Here is a 24503-nt window from a genome sequence, read left to right as displayed (position 1 = left end):
ACCCGGCACTGTGGAATCTGCCCGGCTACTTGGGCAGCCACGCCTCCCACGTGCTGCGGTGGCCGTCGATCCACTTCTTCGCCGCTTCGTCCGGCGAGAGCTTCTGTTCGGCGATCAGCAGGGAGACCTCGTTCTGGTCCTCCGTCGTCCAGTGGAAGTTCTTCAGGAAGGCCGCGGCCTTGCCGCCGTCCTTGGCGAAGTCGGCGTTGAGGTACTTCTGCAGCGGGGTCTGCGGGTAGGCGCAGGCGACCTTCTTCGGGTCGGCGTCGCAGCCCTCCTTGTAGGCGGGCAACTTCACCTCGGTCATCGGGACCTTCTTGAAGAGCCACTGCGGCTGGTACCAGTACGTCAGGAACGGCTTCTTCTGCTTGGCGAACTGCTTGATCTGGGTGATCTGGGCGGCTTCGGAGCCGGAGAAGACGACCTGGTAGTCCAGCTTCAGGTTCTGGACCAGGGCTTTGTCGTTCGTGACGTAGGACGGGGAGCCGTCCAGGAGCTGGCCCTTGCCGCCGCTCTCCGCGGTCTTCAGCTGGTCGGCGTACTTGTTGAGGTTCTTCCAGTTGGTGACGTCGAGGTGCTGCTTGGCGAAGTACGTGGGCACGAACCAGCCGATGTGTCCGGTGACGCCGAGGCCGCCGCCGTTCACGATGGTGTTCTTGTCCTTCACGTAGCGCTGTTCCTGGTCGGGGTGGCCCCAGTCCTCCAGGATCGCGTCGACGCGGCCCTGGCTGAGGGCGTCCCAGGCGGGGACCTCGTCGACCTGGACGGTGTCGACGCGGTAGCCGAGTTCGTGTTCCAGGAGGTACTGGGCGACGGCGACGTTGGCCTGGGCGCCGACCCAGGACTGGACGGAGAGGGTCACCGTCTTGGCGCCCTGGGCGTTGGCGTACGGCGACGCCTGCTTGGTCATGTCGGCGGCGCCGCAGCCGCTGACGGCCAGTAGGGCCGCGGCGACAACCACCCCTGTGGCCATACGGGTTCGCATCACGTCAGGCCCCCTTTCCGGTACGGGTACGGCGTTCCGTCGGCTGGGTCACGCGGTCCAGCATCAGGCCGAGGCAGACGATGGCGGCGCCCGCGACGAGGCCGGTGGCGAGGTCGCCCTGGGCGAGACCGAAGACGACGTCGTAGCCGAGCGCGCCACCGCCGACCAGGCCGCCGATGATGACCACGGCGAGGACCAGGACGACGCCCTGGTTGACGGCGAGGAGCAGCGCCGGGCGGGCGAGCGGGAGTTGGACCTGGCGCAGTTGCTGGCCCGTGGTGGCGCCCATCGAGCGGGACGCCTCCATCGCGGCCGGATCGACCTGGCGCAGCCCCTGGGCGGTGATGCGGACGACGGCGGGCAGCGCGTAGACGACGGCCGCGGCGGCGGCCGGGGCCCGGCCGACACCGAAGAGGGCGACGACGGGGATCAGGTAGACGAACTGCGGCATCGTCTGGAAGACGTCGAGGACGGGGCGCAGCAGCCGGTCGAGGCGTTCGCTGCGGGCGGCGGCGATACCGATCGCGAAGCCGAGGACCAGGGTCACGGCGACGGCGGCCAGGACCTGGGAGAGGGTGTCCAGGGACGGCTTCCAGACGCCGAGCACGCCGATCGCGGCCATGGCGAGGACGGCGGTCAGGGCGGTGCGCCAGGTGCCGATCAGCCAGGCGAGCGCGGCCACGATCAGGAGCACCGACCACCAGGGCAGCCAGGTCAGGCCGGAGCGCAGCGGGTCGAGGATCCAGGTGGTGAAGTGGCCGGCCCAGTCGGCGGTGCCGCCCACGTAGGGGACGCCGGTGTAGAGGTGGTCGGTCATCCAGTCGACGGCGTCGTTGACGGGGGCGGCGATGTTCACGACCCAGGAGTCGGGCCAGTCGAGGCGGTCGGCGAAGCGGGCGACGAGGGCGACCGCGAGGGTGCCGGCGGCGACGACGCCCCACTGCCAGCGCGCCGGTCGTTCGTCGGAGCCGAGCCGGGCCCCTGCCGCGCCGGTGACGCGGTCGAGGACGACGGCGAGCAGCACGATCGGGATGCCGGCGGCGAGTGCGGCGCCGACGTCGACGGAGGCGAGCGCCTGGTAGACGCGGTCGCCGAGGCCGCCGGCGCCGATGACCGAGGCGATGACGGCCATGGAGAGGGCCATCATGATTGTCTGGTTGAGGCCGAGGAGGAGTTCCCTGCGGGCCAGCGGGAGGCGCGCGGTGAGCAGGCGCTGGCGGGCGGTGGCGCCGAGCGAGGTGACGGCCTCCATGACGCCGCCGTCGGCGGAGCGCAGGCCGAGCGCGGTGAGGCGGGCCATGGGCGGGGCTGCGTAGACGACGGTGGCGAGGACCGCGGCGGGGACGCCGATGCCGAAGACGAGGACGACCGGGAGGAGGTACGCGTACGCCGGGAACACCTGCATGGTGTCGAGGACCGGGCGCAGGGCGCGGTGCATGCGGTCGCTCAGGCCCGCGGCGAGACCGAGGAGCGCGCCGAGGACGACCGAGACGAAGACGGCGACCACCATCAGCGCGAGGGTCTGCACGGTGGGCACCCACATGCCGAGGGCGCCGCAGGCGAGGAAGGCGAGCACGGCGGAGGCGGCGAGGCGCCAGCCCGCGACGCGCCAGGCGATCAGCCCGGCCGCGGCCGTCACTCCGGCCCAGCCGGCGGCGAGCAGCACGAGGTAGACGGCGCGGATGGAGACGACGATCGCGTTGCTGATGTGGCCGAGGAAATAGAGGAACAGCGGGTGGCTGTCGCGGTTGTCGATGATCCAGTCGCTGGCCTTGCCGAGCGGCTCGGAGATGTCGACGGTGAGGGCGTCCGGCCAGGTGCCGCTGGACCAGCGGGCGTTGACGATCGGGACGATCACCGCCGCGGCCACGGCGAGCAGCAGGAGCTTGCCGAGTACGCGGTGGCGGAGCAGGCTTCCCCGACGGGTGGTGTCGCCCTTGGCCGGGGCGACTGTGACGGCAGCTGCCATGTCAGACCGCCTCCTCGCCCTCGGGGCCGGGAGCAGCCGGCGTGGGCCCGCCCTTGCCCTCGGAGCCCGAGGCGGCAGTCGGCGTCGCGGTAGTCGCGCCCTTGTCCCCGGAGCCCGGAACGGCCGACGCGGCCGCACCCGTCCCCTCGGAGCCCGAGGCAGTCGACGCACCCTGCGCCGGTACCGCCGCCGATGCCGGGGCAGAACCCATGGCTGCGGCCGAACCCGCGGCCGGGGCCGAACCCGTGACCGCAGCCGATGCCCCTGCCGCTGCCGGGGCCGATCCTGACGAATCCGTATCGGCTGTATCGGTCGTGTCGGCCGTGCCGGTCGTGCCGGTCGTGCCGGTCGTGTCGGCCGTGCCGGTCGTGTCGGCCGTGCCGGCCACCACGTCGATCAGCCGCTCGTGGTCGACGACCCCGACGCACTGCCCGTCGTCCATGACCCGCACCGCGAACCCGCTGCGCGCGACCGCCTCGATCGCTTCCGACACCGTGGCGTCGGGGGCGATCTCGGGGCCGCGGTCGGCCTCGTCGATGTCGGCGGGGCGCATGGCGCGGCGGACCGTCATGACCTGTTCGCGGGGTACGTCGCGGACGAACTCGCGGACGTAGTCGTCGGCGGGCGCGCCGACGATCTCCTCGGGGGTGCCGAGCTGCACGATGCGGCCGTCGCGCATGAGGGCGATGCGGTCGCCGAGGCGGAGTGCCTCGTTGAGGTCGTGGGTGATGAAGACCATCGTGCGGCCCTCCTCGCGGTGCAGGCGCACGACCTCCTCCTGCATGTCGCGCCGGATCAGCGGGTCGAGCGCGCTGAACGGCTCGTCGAACAGCAGGACTTCGGGGTCCACCGCGAGGGCGCGGGCGAGGCCCACGCGCTGCTGCTGGCCGCCGGACAGCTGGCCGGGACGGCGCCCCTCAAGGCCCTCCAGGCCCACCTTCGCGACGACCTCCGCGGCCTTCGCCCGGCGCTCGGCGCGTCCGACGCCCTGGATCTCCAGGCCGTAGGCGACGTTGTCGAGGACGGTGCGGTGCGGCAGCAGTCCGAAGTGCTGGAAGACCATGGCGGCGCGGTGACGGCGCAGTTCGCGCAGCCGGCCCTTGTCCATGGCGCGGACGTCCTCGCCGTCGATGGCGAGCGAGCCGGACGTCGGCTCGATGAGGCGGGTCAGGCAGCGCACCAGCGTGGACTTGCCGGAGCCGGACAGGCCCATCACCACGAAGACCTCGCCGCGTCTGACGTCGAAGGAGACGTCGCGCACGGCGGCGGTGCAGCCGGTGCGGGAGCGCAGTTCGGCGGCGCTCAGGTCGGCCAGTTCCGCGTCGCCCGGGATGCGTTCGGCCTTGGGGCCGAAGACCTTCCACAGGTTGCGGACGGCGAAGACGGTCTCGGCGGCTCCCGCGCTCGCGTCCGGAGCGGGGTCCTTCACCACAGTCTGCGTACTCATCACGCATCACCACCCAGCAGCTCGGCGCACTTCTCCCCGACCATGAGCACCCCGATCATCGGGTTCACCGCGGGCATCGTCGGGAAGACGGACGCGTCGGCGATTCGGATGGCTTGCAGCCCGCGGACCCTCAACTCGGGGTCGACCACCGCGAGTTCATCATTCTTGGCGCCCATGCGACAGGTGCCGGCAGGGTGGTAGACGGTGTGGGCGACCTTGCGGGCGTACTCGCTGAGCTCCTCGTCACCGGTGACGTCGGGTCCCGGGCACACCTCGCGCTTGAGCCAGCCGGCCAGCGGCTGCGTCTTCGCGATCTCGCGGGCGATACGGATGCCGTCGACGAGGGTCTGCCCGTCGTAGTCGTCCTCGTCGGTGAAGTAGCGGAAGTCGAGGGCGGGCTTGTCCTCGGGGTTCGCGCTGGTCAGGTACAACCGCCCACGGCTCTTCGGCTTGGGGATGTTCGGCGTCATGGACACCCCGTGCTCGGGCTTCTCGTAGCCGAGCCGCTCCGGGTTGTCGGTGAACGGGATTTGGTAGAAGTGGAACATCAGGTCCGGGCCGGCGGCCTCGGGGTCGCGCTGGATGAACAGGCCCGCGTCGCTGTCCATGGCGCTGTTGTCGGGGATCGGGCCGTCCGTCTCCCAGACGATGACCGACTCCGGGTGGTCGAGGAGGTTCTCGCCGACGCCGGGCAGGTCGTGCAGGACGGGGATGCCGAGCTTCTCCAGGTCGGCCTTGGGGCCGATGCCGGAGTGCAGGAGCAGGCGGGGCGTGTCCACGGCGCCCGCGCACACGACGACCTCGCGCCGCGCGGATATCAGCCGTTCGGCGCCGTCCTTGCCGCGCACGTGCACGCCGCGCGCCCGCACGCCGTCCACGAACTCCAGCTTGTGCGCCCACGTCTCCAGCAGCAGCGTGAGGTTGGGGCGGTCGCCCGCCTCCATGTGCGGGTGCAGGTACGCGACCGAGGCGGAGGACCGCTTGTTGTTCTCGGGGTGGTAGGCGAGGTCGAAGAAGCCGACGCCGTCCTTGAAGGGGCCCTTGTTGAAGCCCTCGACACGCGGCACGCCGGTCGCGGCCTGCGCGGACTCGACGAAGTCGCGGGCGATGGCGTTGCGGTCCTTCTCGTCGACGGCGACGACGTTGTTGCGCAGCTTGGCGAAGTAGGGGTCCATCGCCTTGTGGTCCCAGCCCTCGGCGCCGGCCGCGGCCCACTCGTCCCAGTCGCCGGGCAGCGGCTTGAACGAGATGAGGGTGTTGTGCGACGAGCAGCCGCCGAGCACCTTGGCGCGGCTGTGCAGGATGTGCGAGTTGCCGCGCGGCTGCTCGGTGGTGGTGTAGCCGTAGTCGAGGTCGCCGCCGAGCAGGCCGAGCCAGCGGCGCAGCGTCAGCACGTCGTCGCGGTCGATGTCGCTGGGACCGCCCTCGATGACGGCGACGGTGACGTCCGGGTTCTCGGTGAGCCGGGAGGCGATCACCGATCCGGCCGTGCCGCCGCCGACCACTACGTAGTCGTACGTGTTCTCGGGCTGTTCGGGATTCTCAGGCATGCGTCAACTCCAAGGCGAGGCAAGGTACTTCGCGTAATGGGAGGTACGGAGAGAGGTACAGAGATACGGATACGGGCGCGGTACGGATACGGGCGCGGTACGGGTACGAGTACGGCCGCGGTACCGGGTTATGGGCGAGGCGGGGCCGGGCGCCGTGGGACGGCGCCCGGCGGGGGCGCTCAGCCCGCGAACCACCGCACCGGCTTCGGCGCCAGGTTCTGGTAGACGTGCTTGGTCTCGCGGTACTCGGCGAGTCCGGCGGGGCCCAACTCCCGTCCCACGCCGCTCTTTCCGAAGCCGCCCCACTCGGCCTGCGGCAGGTAGGGGTGGAAGTCGTTGATCCAGATCGTGCCGTGGCGCAGGCGTGCGGCGATCCGGCGGGCACGGCCCGCGTCGGTGGTCCACACGGCGCCCGCGAGGCCGTACTCGGTGTCGTTGGCGAGGGCGACGGCCTCGTCCTCGGTGCGGAACGTCTCGACGGTGAGGATCGGCCCGAAGGTCTCCTCGCGCACGACCCGCATCTCGCGGTGGCACTGGTCGAGGACGGTCGGCTCGTAGAACCAGCCGGTGGCGGGGCGTACGTCGCTGGCCTCGGGGCGCTTGCCGCCGCAGCGCAGCACGGCTCCCTCGGCGAGGGCGGAGGCGACGTAGGACTCGGTCTTGTCGCGCTGCTGCTCGCTGACGAGCGGGCCGCACTCGACGCCGTTCTCGGTGCCGCGGCCGAGGCGGATCTTCTCGGCGCGGCGGGCGAGTTCAGCGACGAAGCGTTCGCGCACGGACTCCTCGATGATGAGGCGGGAGCCGGCGGAGCAGACCTGGCCGCTGTGGATGAACGCGGCGTTGAGGGCCTGGTCGACGGCCGTGTCGAAGCCGTCCTCGGTCTCGCAGGCGTCGGCGAAGACGACGTTCGGGTTCTTGCCGCCGAGTTCGAGGGCGACCTTCTTGACGTCCGCGGCGGCGGCCTGGGCGACCTTGGTGCCGCTGACCAGGCCGCCGGTGAAGGAGACGAGGTCGACGTCGGGGTGGTCGGCGAGGCGGGCGCCGACCGAGGCGCCGGGGCCGGTCACGATGTTGGCGACGCCGGCGGGCAGTCCGGCCTCCACCAGCAGTTCGACGAGCACGACCGTGGTCAGCGGGGTGATCTCGCTCGGCTTGATGACGAAGGTGTTGCCCGCGGCGAGGGCCGGGGCGATCTTCCAGCTGGCCTGGAGCAGCGGGTAGTTCCAGGGCGTGATCATCGAGCAGACGCCGACGGGCTCGTGCACGACGACGCTGTGGATCTCGTCGGAGCCCGCGTCGACGACGCGTCCGGCGCCTTCCCCGATGACGAGGTCGGCGAAGTAGCGGAAGGCGTCGGCGACACAGTCGACGTCGACGCGGCCCTCCTCGACGGTCTTTCCGGCGTCCCGGCTCTCCAGGAGGCCGATCTTCTCCCGGTCGCGGACGAGGAGGTCGGCGACGCGGCGCAGCAGCGCGGCACGCTCGGCGACGGGCGTCGTCGGCCAGGGGCCCTCGTCGAAGGCGCGGCGGGCGGCGGCTATCGCGGCGTCCGCGTCGTCGGCGCCGCCTTCGGCGATCACGGCGAACGGCTTGGCATCCGCGGGGTCGAGGATCTCGCGGGTGGCTCCCGAGGCGGCTGCGCGCCACTCTCCGCCGACATGGATGGTGTGTTGTGCTGACACGTCCTGCTTGCCTTCCGTTCCGGATCTTTCCCCCGAGCACCGCAGATGCCTCTCGGCGATCTCTGCCGTGATGTCGGGTGCCCCTGCCCTGGGGTGCGGAAAGCATGCGCGTTCCGTGGCCGAAAGTGCGCTGCGTCACCGTATGCGCCGGGGAAAGGACCGAAACGCGCCCCGAGGAGCGTTCTGTCCTCGGAAGGCTTCCGGGGCTGGTTCCGGGGGCCGCGGGATCCGGACCGCGGGATCCGGACCGCGGGATCCGCTCAGCCCCGCTGGGCCCCCGCCACCCCGGGGTCCCAGCCCCGCTCCAGGATGTCGAACGCGGCGTCGACGGCCTCGGCCCCGTCTCCGAGGCGGACCGCCTGGAGAGCGAAGGCGGCGAGCGCCTCGCATGCCGGGTCGCCCTCGGGCGCGCCGATGTCCTCGGCGATGGCGCGGGCCAGCGCGGTGCGGTGGCGCAGCCACATCCGCTCGGCGTACTCGCGCAGCGCCTTTGTGCCGTCGATCAGTTCACGGAAGCGCACCGCCCCGTCGTCCGTGGGGTCGAAGTCCCGTGCGCCGCGCGCGTGTTCACGCAGCGCGCGCAGGATCGTCACCCCGTCGGGCCGGTCACGGACGGCCGAGACCAGGGCCTGCTCCTGGTCCTCGTCCCGGTCGAAGACGAGGGCCTCCTTGCCGGAGAAGTGCTTGAACAGCGTGGTAGTCGACACGTCGGCGGCCTCGGCCACGTCCCGGATCCCGACCTTGTCGTAGCCGTGCTCCAGGAAGAGCCGCAGGGCCGCGTCCGCCAGCGCCTGTCGCGTGGCGGCCTTCTTGCGCTCACGCCGGCCGAGCGGTTCCGGGGAAGCGGCCGGGGCGTGCGACGGCGGCGGGGGGTGCGAGGTCATGACCACACTCTACCGCCATGGGTGACCCGTGCAAAAAGTTGATCCGTTGCACTTATTGTACGGTTGTGCTTTTCTCGGGGTATGACTGACGCGAAAGAAACGGACCTGACTGGTTCAGGAGCCACAGAAACCACAAGAACCGCAGAAACAACAAAACCCGCACGAGCCGCAGGAGCCGCAGGAGCCGCAGGAGCCAAGAGAAGCGCGGGGTCCGCGGGCCGGATCCGCTGGACCATGCTCGGCGTGATGCTGGCGATGCTGCTGTCGATGCTGGACAACAACATCGTCGGGACCTCGATGCCGACGATCGTCCGGGACCTCGGCGGCACGGAGCACCTGTCGTGGGTGGTGATCGCGTACACGCTCGCCACCGCCGTCTCGACCCCCGTCTGGGGAAAGCTCGGCGATCTCTACGGCCGCAAGCGCGTCTTCCTCGTCTCGATCGGCGTCTTCCTGGCGGGCTCCGTGCTGTCGGGCGCCGCGCGGACGATGGGCGAGCTGATCGGCTTCCGGGTGCTGCAGGGCCTGGGCGCGGGGGGCCTCGGCGGACTCGCGTTCGCGCTGATCGCCTCCCTCGTGCCGCCCCGCGAGCGTGGCCGCTACCAGGGCATGAGCGCGTCGGTGATGGCACTCGGCACCATCGGCGGGCCGCTCGTCGGCGGCTTCGTCACCGGGCACGTGGGCTGGCGCTGGGCGTTCTACCTGAACCTGCCGCTCGGGGTGCTGGCCCTGGTGTGGTGTGCGGTGATGCTCGCCCCGGACGGGGCGCGGACCGCCGGACGGGTCCGCGTCGACTGGCCCGGCATCTCCCTGATGACCGTCACGATCAGCGCCCTGGTGCTCGCCACGACCTGGGGCGGGTCCCAGTACGCGTGGACCTCGGCCCAGATCGTCGGGCTGCTCGCGGTCACCGTCCTCGGTCTCGCCGGATTCGTCGTGTCCCAGCGCCGCGCGGCCGAACCCCTGATCCCCCTGCGGGTGTTCGCGCACCGCAACTTCCCGCTCGCCTCGGTGATGATCGGCGCGGTGGGCGCGGTGATGTTCGGGGCGTCGCTGTATCTGCCGCTGTTCCAGCAGACGGTGCAGGGCGCGACGGCGACGAGTTCGGGACTGCTCCTGCTGCCGCTGATGGCACCGGTCGTGGTGGTCACACAGATCGCGGGCCGGGTGATGTCGCGTACCGGCCGCTACAAGATCTTCCCGGTGCTGGGCGGGGTGTTCCTGACGGCCGGCACGGCTCTGCTCGCCACGATGGACGCGGACACGTCCGCCGCCATGACGTCTTTCTTCATGGTGCTCACCGGCATCGGCCTCGGCTTCTTCATGCAGATGACGACGACGATCGCGCAGAACAGCGTGGAGATGAAGGATCTGGGCGTCGCCTCGTCGAGCGTCAACCTCTTCCGTACGGTCGGCGCCTCGGTCGGCCTCGCGGTGTTCGGCTCGCTCTTCAACCGGGCCACTCCGCACGGCACTTCGGCGCACGCGGTGACCGAGGGGACGCAGCAGGTCTTCCTGGTCGCGGCCGTCGTCAGTGTGCTCGCCCTGCTGGCCGCGGTGGCCGTGAAGGAGGTCCCGCTGCGCGGCAAACCGGCGGCGGGGCCGTCGAAGCCGGACCAAGGCCCGCCGCATCCGGCCCAGGAGGCCTCGAAGGCGGCCTCGACCCCCTCCGAGACGGCGCAGAACCCGTCGGACAAGGCGGCTCAGGATCCTTCGGAGTCCGCTCAGGGCCTGTCGGTGTCCGGCAGCCAGTCGCGCGCCGGGTCGTAGTCGAGCCAGCGCCGCTCCCCCGCCAACTGGCCGCAGGCGCGCAGCAGTTCGGCGATCCCCGGGTGCTCGCGGCCGGCGGGCCACACCAGCGACCAGGCGTACAGCGGGGTCGGGTCGACGAGCGGCACCACCCGCAGGCCCGGGTCGTCCGGCAGCGGGACATCGGCCGGGAACAGCGTGAACTGCCCCGGCTCCTCGCGCAGATGGGCGAGGAAGGACTCCAGGCCGAGGTTCGGCCCGCCCTCCCGCGCCGCGATGCCGAAGCGGTCCGCGAACCGCGTCAGGAAGTCCAGTCGCACCGTCTCGGCCGGGTACCGCAGCACGGAGTCGCGCAGGTCGGCCGGGCGCAGCGCGTCGGCACCGGCCAGCGGATGCCGGGAGCTGAGCACTGCGTCGACCGGTTCGAGCCGGACCAGGCGGCGCACCAGCACCGCGTCCCCGTCGGGCAGCGCGTGCACCCGCCCGAACCCGGCGTCGCAGCCGCCGCGGTCCGCCCGCACCATGGCGTCCACCACGGCCGGGTAGTCGCGGCCGGCACCGGGTTCGACGGCGAGTCCGGGCGCGGCCTCGATCATGGCGGCGACGGTCCGCATCGGCGCGTACAGGTGCCCCCATACGTCGATGCGCAGCGGCCTCGGCGGCGTGCCGCGCACCGCGTCGACGGCGGCCCGCCCCGCGTCGAGGACCTGCCGGGCGGGCTCCAGGAACCGCGCCCCGTCCCCGGTCGGCTCGACCCCGCGCGCCCCGCGCTCGAAGAGCCGCACGCCGAGCGTCGACTCCAGCCGGGCGACCCGCTTGGATAGGGCCTGCTGGGTGATGCCGAGCCGGGCCGCGGCCCGCCCGAAGTGCCGCTCGTCGGCGACGGCGGCGAACGCGCGGACCTGTGCGAGGTCGAGATCGACGTCCCGGTCGTCGGGGCCGGCGGCGGATTCCATGCGGCCACCCTAGGGAACAACCGTCGGTTGTCGTACCCGGTGGCCAGTTGTTGGACCCCGGTGCCCCGGGCCCGGTGGACTGCGGGGCATGAGAGCTTACGTACCCACGGGCAAGGCCCACGCCGGACAGCCGCACGTCGTTCTCGCCGAGCTGCCGCAGCCCCGGCTCCGTCCCGACGAGGCGTTGATCAAGGTCGAGGCGTACTCGGTGAACCGGGGCGAGACGTTCAAGCTGGAGGAGCCCGGGGCGAGTTGGCGGCCGGGCAAGGACGTCGCAGGCCTGGTCGTGCAGCAGGCCGCGGACGGCAGCGGGCCCGAGGCGGGGCGCCGCGTCGTCGGCCATCCGATGGGCGCGGGCTGGGCCGAGTACGCGGCGGTGCCGACGTCCGCGCTCGCCGAACTGCCCGACGCCGTCACCACGGCGCAGGCCGCCGCGCTGCCCCTCGCCGGGCTCACCGCGCTGCGGCTGCTGCGCGCCGCGGGCCCGGTCGGCGGGCGCCACGTCCTGCTGACCGGCGCATCGGGCGGGGTGGGCCACTACGTCACCGAGCTGGCGGCCGCCGCGGGCGCGTACCTCACGGCGGTGACCGCCTCACCCGAACGCGGCGCACGGCTACGGGAGTTGGGTGCGCACGAGGTCGTGCACGACGTGACCGAGGCGGCCGGCCCCTACGATCTGGTCCTCGAATCGACGGGCGGCCCGACGCTCCCGGCGGCCCTGTCCCGGCTCCGTCGCGGCGGGACGCTCATCTGGTTCGGCCAGGCCAGCCGCACCCCGGTCACGCTGGACTTCTTCGACTTCTTCCGGGGCCCGGAGTCGGCGTCGCTGCGCCACTTCCACTACATGGACTTCCCCGAGTCCTACGCCGACGACCTCGCCGCGCTCGTCCGGCTCGTCGCCGCCGGGCGGCTGCATCCGGAACTGGGCCGGGTCACGGACTGGGCGGACACCGCCACGACGCTCGTCGACCTGCGCGAGCGCCGCATCCGCGGCAACGCCGTGCTGACCGTTTCCTGAACCCGCGAGGAGAGTCACCATGCCGACGACACCCCCGACCAGTTCCTTCTTCGAACTCCCGGGCATCCTGGCGGACTTCATCGGTCAGAACCGCTCACGCGCGTACGGCGCGGGCCTGGACCCGTTCGCGTACGAGCGTGTGACGAGCGCGCTCGACGACCTGCGGGACTGGCCGGCCGCCTTCGTCCGTGCGGCGGGCGACCACCTGACCGCCGGCGAGCGGCACGAGGCGCGGGGCGCGGACCGTTCCGCCGCCGAGGCGTACCGCCGGGCCGCCCGCTGGTTCCACTGCGCCGTGCTGCTCCCCCACCCCGACCGCGGCCTGGCCGCCCACGCCGCCGCGCGGGCCGACGCGGCGATGGGCCGCGCGCTCGCCCTCCTCGAACCCGACGCCGTACGCGTCGAGGACGCCCCGTACGCGGGCTGGCTGCGCGGCGCCGCAGGCGGGAGGAAAAGCGTGGTCGTCGTGGTCCCGGGCCTCGACTCGTCCAAGGAGGAGTTCCACGACGTGACCGAGGCGCTGCTCGCGCGCGGCACCGCCGTGTTCACGATGGACGGCCCCGGCCAGGGCGTTCGGGCGGCGACGAGCACGGTCACCGCGGACTACGAGCAGGTCATGGGCCGGGTCGTCGACGCGCTGCACGAACGCCTCGGCCCGGTCCCGGTCGGTGTCGTCGGGCTCAGCCTCGGCGGGTACTACGCGGCGTGGAGCACGGCCCACGAACCGCGGATCCGTGCGGCGGCCACGGTCAGCGGGCCGTACCGGATCACCGGCTGGGACGACACGGTGCCGTTCGTCCGGGAGACGCTGACCCAGCGGGCCGGATCGGCGGACGCCGCACGGGAGTTCCTCGCCCGCGTCGACCTGCGCGGCACGGCCGGACGCATCACGGTGCCGCTGCTCGTCGTCGACGGGGCGGACGACAGGATCCCGGGGGTGGAGAACGGGGCCCGGCTCGCCGCCGAAGCCCCGTACGGCACCTACGATCTGGTGCCCGGCGGCGACCATCTCCTCGGCAATGTGCGGGACCGGTGGCTACCGCGGCTGGCCGACCGGCTCACGGCGGAACTCACGCGGTAGCGGTGGCGGCCGCGTCCTTGGCGAGCCGCACCGCCGTGTACAGGGACAGGGCCGGTTCGGCCTGGCGCAACGCCTTGATCGCCTGGACGGAGTCGGCGGGGCCGGTGTGGCCCGCCGCCGCGAGCCGCTCGCGCACCCAGCGGCCGCGCACCTCGGCCTCGCTCATGCCGGCCGCCTCGGCGATCAGGGCGGCGGCCCGCTCCAGGCCGGGCCGTTCGGCGTCCGACGCCGAGGCGAGCGCCTCCTGCACGGCGTCGGCGACGCGGTCGGCGTCCCGCAGGACGAGGACGTTCAGCTCACGCTTGGCCTTGATGATCATCCCTCCATGGTGCGGCACTACTCCCCTTCCGGGCGGGGGAGTTGAGCATTCTCAGAGGTGGGCGCGGTGCGCAGCATCTGGTCGCGCACGCATCCCCGCAGCCAGGCGTGCGCCGGATCCGCGTCGTGCCGCGGATGCCAGGCCAGGCTCAGCGCCAGCGGGGGAAGCTCCAGCGGGATCGGGAAGGTGACCAGGCCGAGCGCGTCGGTCATCGGCAGGCACCACGAGCCGACCAGCCCCACCAGATCCGTGTCGCGCAGGAAGAACAACGATGCGGGGAACGTGCTGACGCTGCCCACCACCTTTCTGCGCAGGCCGAGTTCGGCCAGCGCGTCGTCGACCGGGCCGTGCAGCTTGCCGCGTCGCGACACGATGAGGTGCTCGGCCTCCTGTGCGAACCGGTGAGGCGTCATCTCCCCCTCCAGCAGGGGGTGTCCGGCGCGCACCGCGGCCAGCATCCGGTCCGTGGACATCGGCTCCACGCGCACCTCGGGCGCGGTCGTGTCGATGACACCGACCTCCAGATCGGCCGTGCCCTCGCGCAGCACCGGCGCGTCCACATGGCTCTCGCCGAGGAACCGGAGGCGGATGCCGGGCGCCTCGGCGGCGGCCCGGGAGAGCAGCGGCGGGCCGAGCAGCGCGGCCAGCGAATCGTGCCCGTGCACCGTGAACGTACGCGTCAGGGAGCGCAGGTCCTCGTCGCCGCGCGCCGCGAACAGCGCTCGCGCCCGCTCGACGACCGCCCCGACCTCGGCCCGTACCGACAGCGCGTACGGCGTCGGCACCATCTGCCGCCCGGCGCGCACCAGCAGCGGGTCGCCGAGCGCCTTGCGGGCCCGGCCCAGGGTGCGGCTCATCGCGGGTTCGGACAGGTGGAGGCGGAGCGCGGCGCCGCGCACGCTCTGCTCCTCCAGCAGCACGTCGAGGGCGACCAGGAGATTCAGGTCGAGCCCGGCCGTCACGGACGGCGTCGCCGCAGGTCCCGTAACGGATTGCGCCATACACAATCATCCCCTGCACACATTGCACTGGAAAGCAGACCAGATCCGACCCTACGTTGGACGGGCATCCCCCACCACCACGTGAAGCTCCCGGGAGGAGCCATGCCCACGCCTGCCCCGACGACGTCCCCGCCCCTGTCCCACGCCGCCGGGACACCCCGCCTGGGACGCCTGACCCTGCTCACGGTCTGCGCCTGCGTACTGGTCGCGCAGAGTATGGTCGCGGCGATCAACCTGCTGATCCCGCAGCTGAGTTCGTCGTCCCTGCATCCCTCGTCGAGCCAGATCCTGTGGACGGTCGACGCGTACGTCATCGCGTTCGCGGGCCTGCTGATACCGGCGGGCGCCGCCGCCGACCGCTACGGCCGCAAGGGCGCGCTCCTGACCGGGCTCGCCCTGTTCGCCGCGGGCGCCGCCACCAGCGCGCTCGCCACGGCGCCCGGCGTCCTCATCGCGGGCCGCGCGGTCTGCGGCACCGGCGCCGCGCTGATCACCCCGGCGACCGTGTCGATCCTGGTCCACCTGGCCGGGGGTCCGACGCGCCGCGCCCAGGCGATGGCCGCGTGGACGCTGGCGATGGGGATCGGCGGCGCGTTCGGCAACCTGGGCGGCGGCCTCGCGGGCCAGTTCCTCAGCTGGCGGGCCCTGTTCTGGGGGATGGTGCCGCTGGCGGCGCTGCTCGCCGTGGCCGTCGCCCGGGCCGTCCCGCGCACCCCGCGCGTGGACCGCGGCAACCCGGACCCGCTCGGCACGCTCCTCGTCACGGCGGCCCTGGTCGCGATCCTCTTCGGCATCATCGAGGGCCCGACGTACGGCTGGGGCTCGCCCCGCATCCTCGTCGCGTTCGCGCTCGGCGCGCTGCTCGCGGCGGCCTTCACCCGGCACGCCCTGCGCTCCCCCGCGCCCCTCTTCGACCCGCGGGTGTTCCGCTCCCCGCGGCTGCGGGCGGCGACGCTCGGCACGGCGGTGGGCTTCTTCGGCCTGTTCGCCCTGTTCTTCGTCAACTCCCAGTATCTGCAGGGCATCAAGGGCTACGGTCCCGCGCTCACCGGCATCGCGATCATGCCGGTGACCGTGGGCATGGCGCTGGCCCCGAAGCTCGCCGCGCGCCGGCAGGCGACGCCCCGCCCGGTGGTGACGACGGGCCTCGCACTGATCGGCCTCGGCCTGCTCGGCGCCGCCACGGCCGGCCCGCACACCCCGTACGGCGTCTACGTGGTGTGGCTCCTGGTCATCTCCTTCGGCACGGGCACCTGTATGCCGGCCCTGACCCTCGGCGTCCTGACCTCGCTCCCCGCCCACCAGGCGGGCCTGGGCTCGGGCCTCGGCACGGCCTCGCGCGAGCTCGGCGCGGCGCTCGGCGTCGCCGTCACCGGGACGGTGCTGGCCGGCGCCGGGCGGGACTTCTCCTCGGGCATGTCCGTGGCACTGGCCGTCGTGGGCTCGGTGACGCTGCTCGCCACGGTGGCGGTGGCCCTGGGCTACCGGGACCGCGCCTGAGCGCCGTAGCGGATCCGGTTTCCGGGCGACAGGGGCGCGGGGAACTGCGCGACCAGCCACGACGACGGGACACCCGCCCCCACGCACAAACCGCCCGCGACGAGTCGAGAAGACCCACCGCGGGCGGCTGAAGAACCGGCCGGAGGAACCCGGGACTAGAGGAGCCCGAGGCCGCGGACGGCCTCGCGCTCCTCGGCCAGCTCCGCCACAGAGGCATCGATCCGCGCACGCGAGAACTCGTTGATGTCCAGGCCCTGGACGATCTCGTACTTGCCGTCCTTGGTGGTGACGGGGAAGGACGAGATGAGGCCCTCGGGAACGCCGTACGAACCGTCCGACGGGATACCCATGGAGGTCCAGTCGCCCTCGGCGGTGCCGTTGACCCAGGTGTGGACGTGGTCAATGGCGGCGTTCGCGGCAGAGGCCGCCGAGGACGCGCCCCGGGCCTCGATGATCGCGGCGCCACGCTTGGCGACGGTCGGGATGAAGTCCTCGGCCAGCCACTTCTCGTCGCCGCCGATGGCGTCGATCGCCGGCTTGCCCGCGACGGACGCCTGGAAGATGTCGGGGTACTGGGTGGCGGAGTGGTTGCCCCAGATCGTCAGACGCTTGATGTCGGCGACCGTCGAGCCCGTCTTCTTCGCGAGCTGGGTCAGCGCGCGGTTGTGGTCGAGACGCGTCATGGCGGTGAAGCGCTCGGCCGGTACGTCCGGCGCGGCGGCCTGGGCGATGAGGGCGTTGGTGTTGGCCGGGTTGCCGACGACGAGGACCTTGATGTCGTCCGCGGCGTTGTCGTTGATGGCCTTGCCCTGCGGCTTGAAGATGCCGCCGTTGGCCTCGAGGAGGTCACCGCGCTCCATGCCCTTGGTGCGCGGGCGGGCGCCGACGAGCAGACCGACGTTGGCGCCGTCGAAGGCGACGTTCGGGTCGTCGGTGATGTCGATGCCCTGAAGCAGCGGGAAGGCGCAGTCGTCGAGCTCCATGGCGGTGCCCTCGGCGGCCTTGAGCGCGGGGGTGATCTCCAGGAGGCGCAGCTTGACCGGCACGTCCGCGCCGAGCAGCTGGCCGGAGGCGATGCGGAAGAGCAGTGCGTAGCCGATCTGGCCGGCGGCGCCGGTGACGGTGACGTTCACGGGAGTGCGGGTCATGGCGTTCTCCGTAAGACAGCAGGACATTTGATCGATCTCTCTACATCAAGAGATCCGCTCGTCAGGCTATCGCGCCCTGCCGCCACCGGACCTACCGGTGCGTGTGGCTCACCCCACAGCACCCGCGACCGCACGGGCTTCCGAACACGGCGGCGGCCGGCGGTCCCGGAAGGGAGGGACCGACGGCCGCCGTGGGGGTGCCACTGTGTGACCGCTCCCGTGGGGGTACTGCTGCGCCTTCCCCGAGAAGCCGTCCCCATGCACGCGAAACGCACGCGAACGCACTGTTCGATGGTGCGGACCGATCGCCTTACTCGGTGCAGCCCTTCTGGCCTGACGCGAGCGTCACGCAGGCCTTGGCGTCGGCGGCCGCCCCCACGGCCACCATCGGCGTGTACGCGTCGGTGTCCGCGTCGCCGACCAGGCCCTTCTTCGACGACTTGGCGCCCGCGTCGAGCTGGACACTGTCGCCGGGCGCCGCGCCCGTGACGCGCGCCCAGGCCGCCTTGCACGTCTTGCTGTAGCGGACCTCGACGGTGGCCGTGCCGACCACGGCCCGGGTCGGGCTGTCGGCGAGGTCACCGCCGCAGCCCATGGCCTCCGGGTCCTTGCCGGTGCAGCCGGCGCCCACGCACTGGACGCCCGCGGGCAGTTGCGGCGCGCTGGTGGTCGGCGCCGCCGAGGGCCCGGCCTCGTCGCCCTTGTCGCCATCGCCGCCGCTGGTCAGGACGTAGGCGACCACCACGACGAGCACCGCGCCCAGGACTCCCGCGAGGAACATGGTCAGCCGCCGCTTGCCCCGGCCGCCGGCACCTCCCGGTGCCGCGGGCCCGGCGGGCTCGGCGGGCCCGAACCGGTCGGCGCGCGGCGCCGAGCCCTGCGGCGGCACGGTCGGCGCGACACCCGCGGGGCCGGCGACACCGGTGGCCCGGGAGGCGGTCGCGCTCCCGTTTCTGCTGCCGCCCGTGGGCGCGGTCGGTCCGCCGAACTCCCCGAGCGCGGCCCGCGCCTGGGAGATCCGGATCGCTTCCATGGTCATGTCGTGACGCATCTCGGAGCGGCTCCAGGCGCGCTCCGCGAGCTCCCACATCGTGGTCAGGTGCACAGGATTGGTGCCGGTCACCTCGGCGAGCGCCACGATGGCACCCTTGGGTGCCAGCAGCCGCCCGTTCAGATACCGCTCCCACGAGGTCTTGCTGTACCCGGTGCGGTCCGACAGTGCGGCGATCCCGAGCCCGCTGCGGTCGACCAGCCGGCGCAGCTGGCTGGCGAACTCCTTGACCTGCGGGTCGAGTTCGTCCGGTAGCGCCTTCCAACGAGGCATTGCCTTCCCCCTATTCCCCCCATACGTGCCTGAATACCCCTGCGCCGCGCTTCGGCCCCGGCTTGCACTGGCTACCCAATGGGATGCGGGTAGCCAGGATGTCAGTTCCCTGGGCGGGGGCGCACGGGGGCATTCGACACCATTCGACAGCGCCCGCCACCGGAGCGTGCCCCCTCGCACGATCCGGGTCCGGGACGTCCATGACGGTCCCGATTTCCCAGGCTATGCGCGGTGTCGGCCCTCGTACGACAAAATCCCCGAAGTTGACGGGACATCCCCACACAAGGACGGCGGGCCTCCATCCCGGAGGCCCCGCACGTCACTTGAGGCGACTCACCGTGTGACGTGCCACACGGTTGGCCGCACGGTTCGTCCCACGGCTCATCGCACGGTGAAGTGCAGCGTGTCCTGAAGGAAGGGGATCTTCAGCCAGGGCTGCGGCTGCGCCATCATCGCGAGCAGCACGATGACGAGGCCGAGAATCCCGTACGTGAGCATGTCCGTGAAGCGGGAGCGCACGGCGAGCATGCCGACGGACGGCAGCACCCAGCGCATCACGGCCCCGCCGAGCAGGGCCACGCCCACCAGGATGCAGCCGACGCGGAACAGGTCGAACGCGGTGAGCAGCAGCCCGATCCCGGTCAGCGCGAGCACGGCGATCAGCGGCCACTGGCGGGCGGGCGCCGGTGCGTCGCCGGGGGCCGCGCGGCCGCCGCCCTCGGGGCGCGCGGTGTCCCGCGTCCACAGCGGGAAGCGCCGGGTGCCCCGCTTCTTCGCGCCCCCGGAGGCCTCAGCGAACACCGTTCGCGTTCCGCTCGGCGGCCTCGACCACGTTCACCAGGAGCTGGGCGCGGGTCATCGGGCCCACACCGCCGGGGTTCGGGGAGATCCAGCCGGCGACCTCGGTGACGCCCGGGTGCACATCGCCGACGATCTTGCCGTTCTCGTCGCGCGAGACACCGACGTCGAGCACGGCCGCGCCCGGCTTGATGTCCTCGGGCTTGATCAGGTGCGGGACGCCCGCGGCGGCCACGACGATGTCGGCGCGCTTGAGGTGGGCGGCCAGGTCACGGGTGCCGGTGTGGCACTGGGTGACCGTCGCGTTCTCGGACTTGCGGGTGAGCAGCAGCGGCATCGGGCGGCCGATGGTCACGCCGCGGCCGACCACGACGACCTCGGCGCCGTTGATCTCCACACCGTGCTGGCGCAGCAGCGTGATGATGCCGAACGGGGTGCAGGGCAGCGGCGCCGGCTCGTTCAGCACGAGGCGGCCCAGGTTCATCGGGTGCAGGCCGTCCGCGTCCTTGGCCGGGTCCATCAGCTCGAGGATGCGGTTCTCGTCGATGCCCTTGGGCAGCGGGAGCTGGACGATGTAGCCGGTGCAGGCGGGGTCCTCGTTCAGCTCGCGGACGACCGCCTCGATCTCCTCCTGCGTCGCCGTGGCGGGCAGTTCGCGCTGGATGGAGGCGATGCCGACCTGCGCGCAGTCGCGGTGCTTTCCTGCGACGTACTTCTGGCTGCCGGGATCCTCGCCGACGAGGACGGTACCGAGACCGGGCGTGACCCCCTTCTCCTTCAGGGCCGCCACGCGGACGGTCAGTTCGGACTTGATCGCGGCTGCGGTGGCCTTGCCATCGAGAATCTGGGCGGTCATGGTGCCCATTCTTTCAGGGCGGCCCGGGTTCACCCAAGTTGCACCTGCACAACAGCTTTGCCGCCCTCTGGACAGGAGAGTGTCCGATTGAGGAGCATGATCCGCGCAGTGCCGCGGACGGCGGCAGGGGGGCAAACCGCTCAGGCGGCCGTATTTGTGTTTCATTCCTCCGCAGGTCCGCGCCGTCCCCGTCACCATCCTCGGAGGAATCTCGCCATGAGTTACGGCGACCCGAACAACCCTTACGGACAGCAACCGCCGCAGCCGAACCCGTACGGCCAGCAGGCCCCGCAGGGGGTCCCGCCGCAGGGCTACGGCTATCCGCAGCAGCCGGGCCAGCCCTACGGGGCGTACCCGCAGCAGCCGGGCATGCCGGGGCCGGGCATGCCCGGTGTCCCGCCGCTCGCCTCGATGGGCCGCAGACTCGGCGCGCAGCTGATCGACGGGGTGCTGATCAGCATCGTCTACTTCGTCTTCCTGGCGCCGAAGTTCAGCGATCTCATCGACGCGATTCGGGCCTGTGACGCCGGCTCGTCCACGTACGACACCTGCGTGAACAACGCCACGTCGGACTTCCAGTCCGCGACCCTGCCGATCGCCGGCGTCTTCATGCTCATCGTCCTGCTGTACCAGGTCCTGATGATCGCCTTCGTCGGCGCCACGCTGGGCAAGCTGGCCGTCGGCATCCGCGTCCTGAAGGCGGAGACCGGTGCGAAGCCGGGCATCGGCGGCGGCTTCCTGCGCTGGATCATCCCGGTCGTCGGCGGCTTCGCCTGCGGCATCGGCGCGCTCCTCGTCTATCTGTCCCCGTTCTGGGACAAGTCCGGCCGCAAGCAGGGCTGGCACGACAAGGTCGCGAGCACGGTCGTCGTGCATGTGAAGGGCTGAGCCCCAGCACTACGGAGAGGGCCCGCCGGTCGGTGACCGGCGGGCCCTCTCCGTGTACGGGTGACTCAGTGGAAGAAGTGCCGCGTCCCCGTGAAGTACATCGTCACGCCCGCCTTCTTGGCGGCCTCGACGACCAGCTCGTCACGGATCGAACCGCCGGGCTGCACGATCGCCTTCACGCCGGCGTCGATGAGGATCTGCGGCCCGTCGGGGAACGGGAAGAACGCGTCGGAGGCGGCGAACGAACCGCGCGCCCGCTCCTCGCCCGCGCGCTCGACGGCGAGCTTGCAGGAGTCGACGCGATTGACCTGGCCCATGCCGACGCCGACCGAGGCGCCGTCCTTGGCGAGCAGGATCGCGTTGGACTTCACGGCGCGGCACGCCTTCCAGGCGAACGCCAGCTCGTCCAGCTCGCCCTGCGAGAGGGCGTCGCCGGTCGCGAGGGTCCAGGTGGCCGGGTTGTCGCCGTCGGCCTGGAGCCGGTCGGTGACCTGGAGCAGCGCGCCGCCGTCGATCTGCTTCGTCTCGACCTTCGCGGCCGGGCCGTTCGGGGCGCGCAGGACGCGGATGTTCTTCTTCTTGGTGAGGGCTTCGAGGGCGCCGTCCTCATAGTCGGGCGCGACGATGACCTCGGTGAAGATGTCGGCGACCTGCTCCGCCATCTCCTTGGTGACCGGGCGGTTCACGGCGATGACGCCGCCGTAGGCCGAGACGGGGTCACAGGCGTGGGCCTTGCGGTGGGCCTCCGCGACGTTCCCGGCGACGGCGATGCCGCAGGGGTTCGCGTGCTTGATGATCGCGACGCAGGGGTCCTCGTGGTCGTACGCGGCACGGCGCGCGGCGTCCGTGTCCGTGAAGTTGTTGTACGACATCTCCTTGCCGTGCAGCTGCTCCGCCTCGGCGAGGCCGCCGGTGCCGTCGACGTAGAGGGCGGCGCCCTGGTGCGGGTTCTCGCCGTAGCGCAGGACGTTCTTGCGCGTGTAGGCGGCGCCCAGGAAGTCGGGGTGGCCGCTGTCGTCGGCGGCCGCGTAGTCGTCCGCGAACCAGGAGGCGACGGCCACGTCGTAGGACGCGGTGTGCTGGAAGGCCTCCGCGGCGAGCCGCTTGCGGGTGGTGAGGTCGAACCCGCCGTCCTTGACGGCCGCGAGGACGTCGGCGTAGCGCTCGGGGCTGGTGACCACGGCGACCGAGGGGTGGTTCTTGGCGGCGGCGCGGACCATCGAGGGGCCGCCGATGTCGATCTGCTCGACGCACTCGTCGGGGGTGGCGCCCGAGGCGACGGTCTCGCGGAACGGGTAGAGGTTCACGACGACCAGCTCGAAGGGCTTCACGCCGAGGTCGGCGAGCTGCTTCTGGTGGTCCTCCAGGCGGAGGTCGGCGAGGATGCCCGCGTGGACCTTCGGGTGGAGGGTCTTCACACGGCCGTCGAGGCACTCGGGGAACCCGGTGACGTCCTCGACCTTGGTGACCGGCACCCCGGCCGCGGCGATCTTCGCGGCGGTGGAGCCGGTCGACACCAGCTCGACGCCCGCCTCGTGGAGCCCGCGCGCCAGCTCCTCCAGACCGGTCTTGTCGTAGACGCTGACCAGCGCCCGGCGGATGGGCCGCTTGTTGCTCTCGGCGGTCACGGGATAACTACCTTTCGTCCCTCAATGCTGTAGCCGTTACGGGCCAGACGCCCCACGACATCGACGAGCAGCGTGCGCTCGACTTCCTTGATGCGCTCGTGCAGAGCGCTCTCGTCGTCCTCATCACGGATCTCGACCACGCCCTGAGCGATGATCGGGCCGGTGTCGACGCCGTCGTCGACGAAGTGGACGGTGCATCCGGTGACCTTGGCGCCGTACGCGAGTGCGTCGCGCACGCCGTGCGCACCGGGAAAACTGGGCAGCAGGGCCGGGTGCGTGTTCACGAACCGCCCGCCGAAGCGGGCCAGGAACTCCTTGCCCACGATCTTCATGAAGCCCGCCGAGACCACCAGGTCCGGCTCGTACGCGGCGGTCGCCTCGGCGAGCGCCCGGTCCCAGTCCGCGCGCTCGGCGTGGTCCTTGACCCGGCACACGAAGGTGGGGAGCCCGGCGCGCTCGGCGCGCTCCAGACCGGCGATGCCGTCGCGGTCGGCGCCGACGGCCACGATCTCGGCGCCGTACGCGTCCGTCCCCTGGGCCGCGACGGCATCCAGCAGGGCCTGCAGATTCGTACCTGATCCGGAGACCAGCACGACGAGGCGCTTGGCCTTGGCCACGGCGGGGCCCTTTCTCGGGAGAGCTTTCTCGTGCGGTCGCCCTTGTTCGTTCCTACGAAGGCTTCGCACTCGCCCATACGGGGAACCCTACGAAGCGGCCGACCGTCAGCAACGATACCGGCACACCGGGCGGCCCCCACGGGACGGGGGCGTGGGCGGGAGGTAGCGTCAGCGTCCAGGAAGTCCCAGCAAGATCCCGCAAGAGCCACCTCCGGCGCGGAACGCCGGGCGGGTACGGAACGTTGACGTAAAGAACGAACCAAACCGCACCTGCGACCCGACCGACGACCTAGGGGAAGACGCACACCTGATGCCGGACCGAAGCCTTCGCCTCACGCTGCCCGCCGGCGCCGTCCTGCTGCGCGAAGGCCGGCCCACGCCGCCGTCGCCGTCCAAGGAGACCGAGGAGCGCGACGAGACCAAGGGCTCCGGGGACACCGGGGCGGACAACCCGTTCGCACCGCCGCCCGAGGACGCCCCCGACCGTCCCTGGCAGCCGCGCCGCCCGGAGGGCTCGGACTCCTCCGACGGGGGCGGCGACCGCTCCCCGTGGGGCAGCCAGTGGAGCGACCGCCAGCCGGGCCGTGCCCAGGGCGGCCGGTTCGGCGACCGCCTCGGCAACGGAGGCACCGGGGGCAACGGACAGGGCGGTCAGGGCGGCCCGGAAGGGCAGGGCCCCGGTCCCGGCGGTATGCGCTGGGACCCGACGGACCCGGCCCAGCGCCGCGCACGCTACGCACTCCTGTCGGGCATGTGGGGCTTCTTCTTCGCCCTGTTCGCCTGGCCGTACGTGGCCCTGCTGCTCGGCGCGCTCGCCCTGTACTGGAGCATCAGCGCCCTGCGTGCCAAGCCCCGCACGCCGGCCCCGGACGCCCCGGCGCCGGCCGCCGCGCCCGACACCTCGCGCCCGCAGACCACCGCGGCGATCAGCGGTCTGGTCACGGGTGCGCTGGCGCTGGCGCTGGTGGCGTCGATGTTCGCGGCGAAGCTGGTCTACAGCGACTACTACGAGTGCCGCACGGACGCCCTGACCAACGCGGCGAAGGAGTCCTGCGACGACCTCCTGCCGAAGGAGCTCCGTCCGCTCCTGGGCACTCGCTGAC

At 72.1% G+C, this 24503-nt stretch carries 20 protein-coding genes and 1 pseudogene; 6 read left to right on the top strand and 15 right to left on the bottom strand.

Features of this window, described 5'->3' with window-relative positions; all coding sequences use genetic code 11:
- Nucleotides 1-25: 25 nt before the first annotated feature.
- The 6 genes and pseudogenes from ACVHNB_RS04225 to ACVHNB_RS04200 all read right to left on the bottom strand — a co-directional run bounded on the left by ACVHNB_RS04225 (nt 26) and on the right by ACVHNB_RS04200 (nt 8517).
- Nucleotides 26-985, bottom strand: coding sequence for an ABC transporter substrate-binding protein (locus ACVHNB_RS04225; RefSeq protein ID WP_456228833.1), 960 nt, complete (start codon nt 983-985; stop codon nt 26-28).
- 4 nt (nt 986-989) lie between these two features.
- On the bottom strand, nt 990-2954 hold the full coding sequence (locus ACVHNB_RS04220) for an ABC transporter permease (RefSeq protein ID WP_428952761.1): 1965 nt from the start codon (nt 2952-2954) through the stop codon (nt 990-992).
- 379 nt (nt 2955-3333) lie between these two features.
- Nucleotides 3334-4401, bottom strand: a pseudogene (locus ACVHNB_RS04215) (quaternary amine ABC transporter ATP-binding protein); the annotation flags it as partial.
- Complete coding sequence (locus ACVHNB_RS04210; protein ID WP_428952762.1) at nt 4401-5951, bottom strand: GMC family oxidoreductase; 1551 nt, start codon at nt 5949-5951, stop codon at nt 4401-4403. The pseudogene ACVHNB_RS04215 and the gene ACVHNB_RS04210, both read right to left, overlap by 1 nt.
- Nucleotides 5952-6130: 179 nt before the next feature.
- Nucleotides 6131-7633 carry an aldehyde dehydrogenase family protein gene (locus ACVHNB_RS04205; RefSeq protein ID WP_428952763.1) on the bottom strand — a complete coding sequence of 501 codons (1503 nt, stop codon included), beginning with the start codon at nt 7631-7633 and terminating at the stop codon, nt 6131-6133.
- 260 nt (nt 7634-7893) lie between these two features.
- Complete coding sequence (locus tag ACVHNB_RS04200) at nt 7894-8517, bottom strand: TetR/AcrR family transcriptional regulator (RefSeq protein WP_428952764.1); 624 nt, start codon at nt 8515-8517, stop codon at nt 7894-7896.
- Between the two features lie 234 nt (nt 8518-8751).
- Between ACVHNB_RS04200 and ACVHNB_RS04195 the strand changes: the two genes are divergently transcribed.
- On the top strand, nt 8752-10287 hold the full coding sequence (locus tag ACVHNB_RS04195; protein WP_456227437.1) for an MDR family MFS transporter: 1536 nt from the start codon (nt 8752-8754) through the stop codon (nt 10285-10287).
- Here ACVHNB_RS04195 and ACVHNB_RS04190 read toward each other — a convergent pair.
- Entirely contained in the window at nt 10242-11222 is a 981-nt protein-coding gene (locus ACVHNB_RS04190; protein ID WP_456227436.1) for a LysR family transcriptional regulator, read from the bottom strand. The two genes, ACVHNB_RS04195 and ACVHNB_RS04190, sit on opposite strands and share 46 nt — an antisense overlap.
- Nucleotides 11223-11310: 88 nt before the next feature.
- Between ACVHNB_RS04190 and ACVHNB_RS04185 the strand changes: the two genes are divergently transcribed.
- Together ACVHNB_RS04185 and ACVHNB_RS04180 are read left to right on the top strand one after the other, a co-directional pair.
- The gene (locus ACVHNB_RS04185) at nt 11311-12240 is read left to right on the top strand and encodes a zinc-binding dehydrogenase (RefSeq protein WP_456227435.1); all 930 of its coding nucleotides are present in this window, start codon (nt 11311-11313) and stop codon (nt 12238-12240) included.
- A 19-nt stretch (nt 12241-12259) separates the two neighbouring features.
- The gene (locus ACVHNB_RS04180; RefSeq protein WP_428952768.1) at nt 12260-13321 is read left to right on the top strand and encodes an alpha/beta hydrolase family protein; all 1062 of its coding nucleotides are present in this window, start codon (nt 12260-12262) and stop codon (nt 13319-13321) included.
- Here the strand turns inward: ACVHNB_RS04180 and ACVHNB_RS04175 are convergent.
- Nucleotides 13311-13640 (bottom strand): hypothetical protein, encoded by a 330-nt coding sequence (locus tag ACVHNB_RS04175; protein ID WP_428952769.1) that lies wholly within the window; start codon nt 13638-13640, stop codon nt 13311-13313. The genes ACVHNB_RS04180 and ACVHNB_RS04175 overlap by 11 nt on opposite strands.
- 17 nt (nt 13641-13657) lie before the next feature.
- On the bottom strand, nt 13658-14641 hold the full coding sequence (locus ACVHNB_RS04170; protein WP_456227434.1) for a LysR family transcriptional regulator: 984 nt from the start codon (nt 14639-14641) through the stop codon (nt 13658-13660).
- Nucleotides 14642-14743: 102 nt separating this feature from the next.
- Between ACVHNB_RS04170 and ACVHNB_RS04165 the strand changes: the two genes are divergently transcribed.
- A complete protein-coding gene (locus tag ACVHNB_RS04165; protein WP_428952771.1) occupies nt 14744-16141 on the top strand; it encodes an MFS transporter in 1398 nt (465 codons plus the stop codon).
- 155 nt (nt 16142-16296) lie between these two features.
- Here ACVHNB_RS04165 and ACVHNB_RS04160 read toward each other — a convergent pair whose 3' ends face one another.
- The 4 genes from ACVHNB_RS04160 to ACVHNB_RS04145 form a co-directional block, all read right to left on the bottom strand.
- The gene (locus tag ACVHNB_RS04160; RefSeq protein WP_456227433.1) at nt 16297-17289 is read right to left on the bottom strand and encodes a malate dehydrogenase; all 993 of its coding nucleotides are present in this window, start codon (nt 17287-17289) and stop codon (nt 16297-16299) included.
- Nucleotides 17290-17599: 310 nt separating this feature from the next.
- Nucleotides 17600-18613, bottom strand: a complete 1014-nt coding sequence (locus tag ACVHNB_RS04155; protein ID WP_456227432.1) for an XRE family transcriptional regulator — start codon at nt 18611-18613, stop codon at nt 17600-17602.
- Nucleotides 18614-18994: 381 nt separating this feature from the next.
- Complete coding sequence (locus tag ACVHNB_RS04150) at nt 18995-19414, bottom strand: DUF3017 domain-containing protein (protein ID WP_428952774.1); 420 nt, start codon at nt 19412-19414, stop codon at nt 18995-18997.
- Nucleotides 19404-20267: a bifunctional methylenetetrahydrofolate dehydrogenase/methenyltetrahydrofolate cyclohydrolase gene (locus tag ACVHNB_RS04145; RefSeq protein ID WP_428952775.1), complete on the bottom strand. Its 864-nt coding sequence runs from the start codon at nt 20265-20267 to the stop codon at nt 19404-19406. The genes ACVHNB_RS04150 and ACVHNB_RS04145 overlap by 11 nt, the downstream gene beginning before the upstream one ends.
- A gap of 216 nt (nt 20268-20483) precedes the next feature.
- On the opposite strand from ACVHNB_RS04145, the gene ACVHNB_RS04140 reads away from it, so the two are divergent.
- Entirely contained in the window at nt 20484-21155 is a 672-nt protein-coding gene (locus tag ACVHNB_RS04140; protein WP_428952776.1) for an RDD family protein, read from the top strand.
- 65 nt (nt 21156-21220) lie between these two features.
- Here the strand turns inward: ACVHNB_RS04140 and purH are convergent, their stop codons facing one another.
- On the bottom strand, nt 21221-22783 hold the full coding sequence (gene purH / locus ACVHNB_RS04135) for a bifunctional phosphoribosylaminoimidazolecarboxamide formyltransferase/IMP cyclohydrolase (RefSeq protein WP_428952777.1): 1563 nt from the start codon (nt 22781-22783) through the stop codon (nt 21221-21223).
- Entirely contained in the window at nt 22780-23400 is a 621-nt protein-coding gene (gene purN / locus ACVHNB_RS04130; protein WP_456227431.1) for a phosphoribosylglycinamide formyltransferase, read from the bottom strand. Before purN ends, purH begins: the two co-directional genes overlap by 4 nt.
- Before the next feature lie 310 nt (nt 23401-23710).
- Here purN and ACVHNB_RS04125 point away from each other — a divergent pair, with 310 nt between their 5' ends.
- Nucleotides 23711-24502, top strand: a complete 792-nt coding sequence (locus tag ACVHNB_RS04125) for a hypothetical protein (RefSeq protein ID WP_428952779.1) — start codon at nt 23711-23713, stop codon at nt 24500-24502.
- The last annotated feature ends 1 nt before the right edge of the window (nt 24503 follow it).

The organism is Streptomyces sp. YJ-C3 (assembly GCF_053891275.1).
Note: the sequence above shows the minus strand (reverse complement) of the source record. Positions and strands in the feature narration are given on the sequence as shown.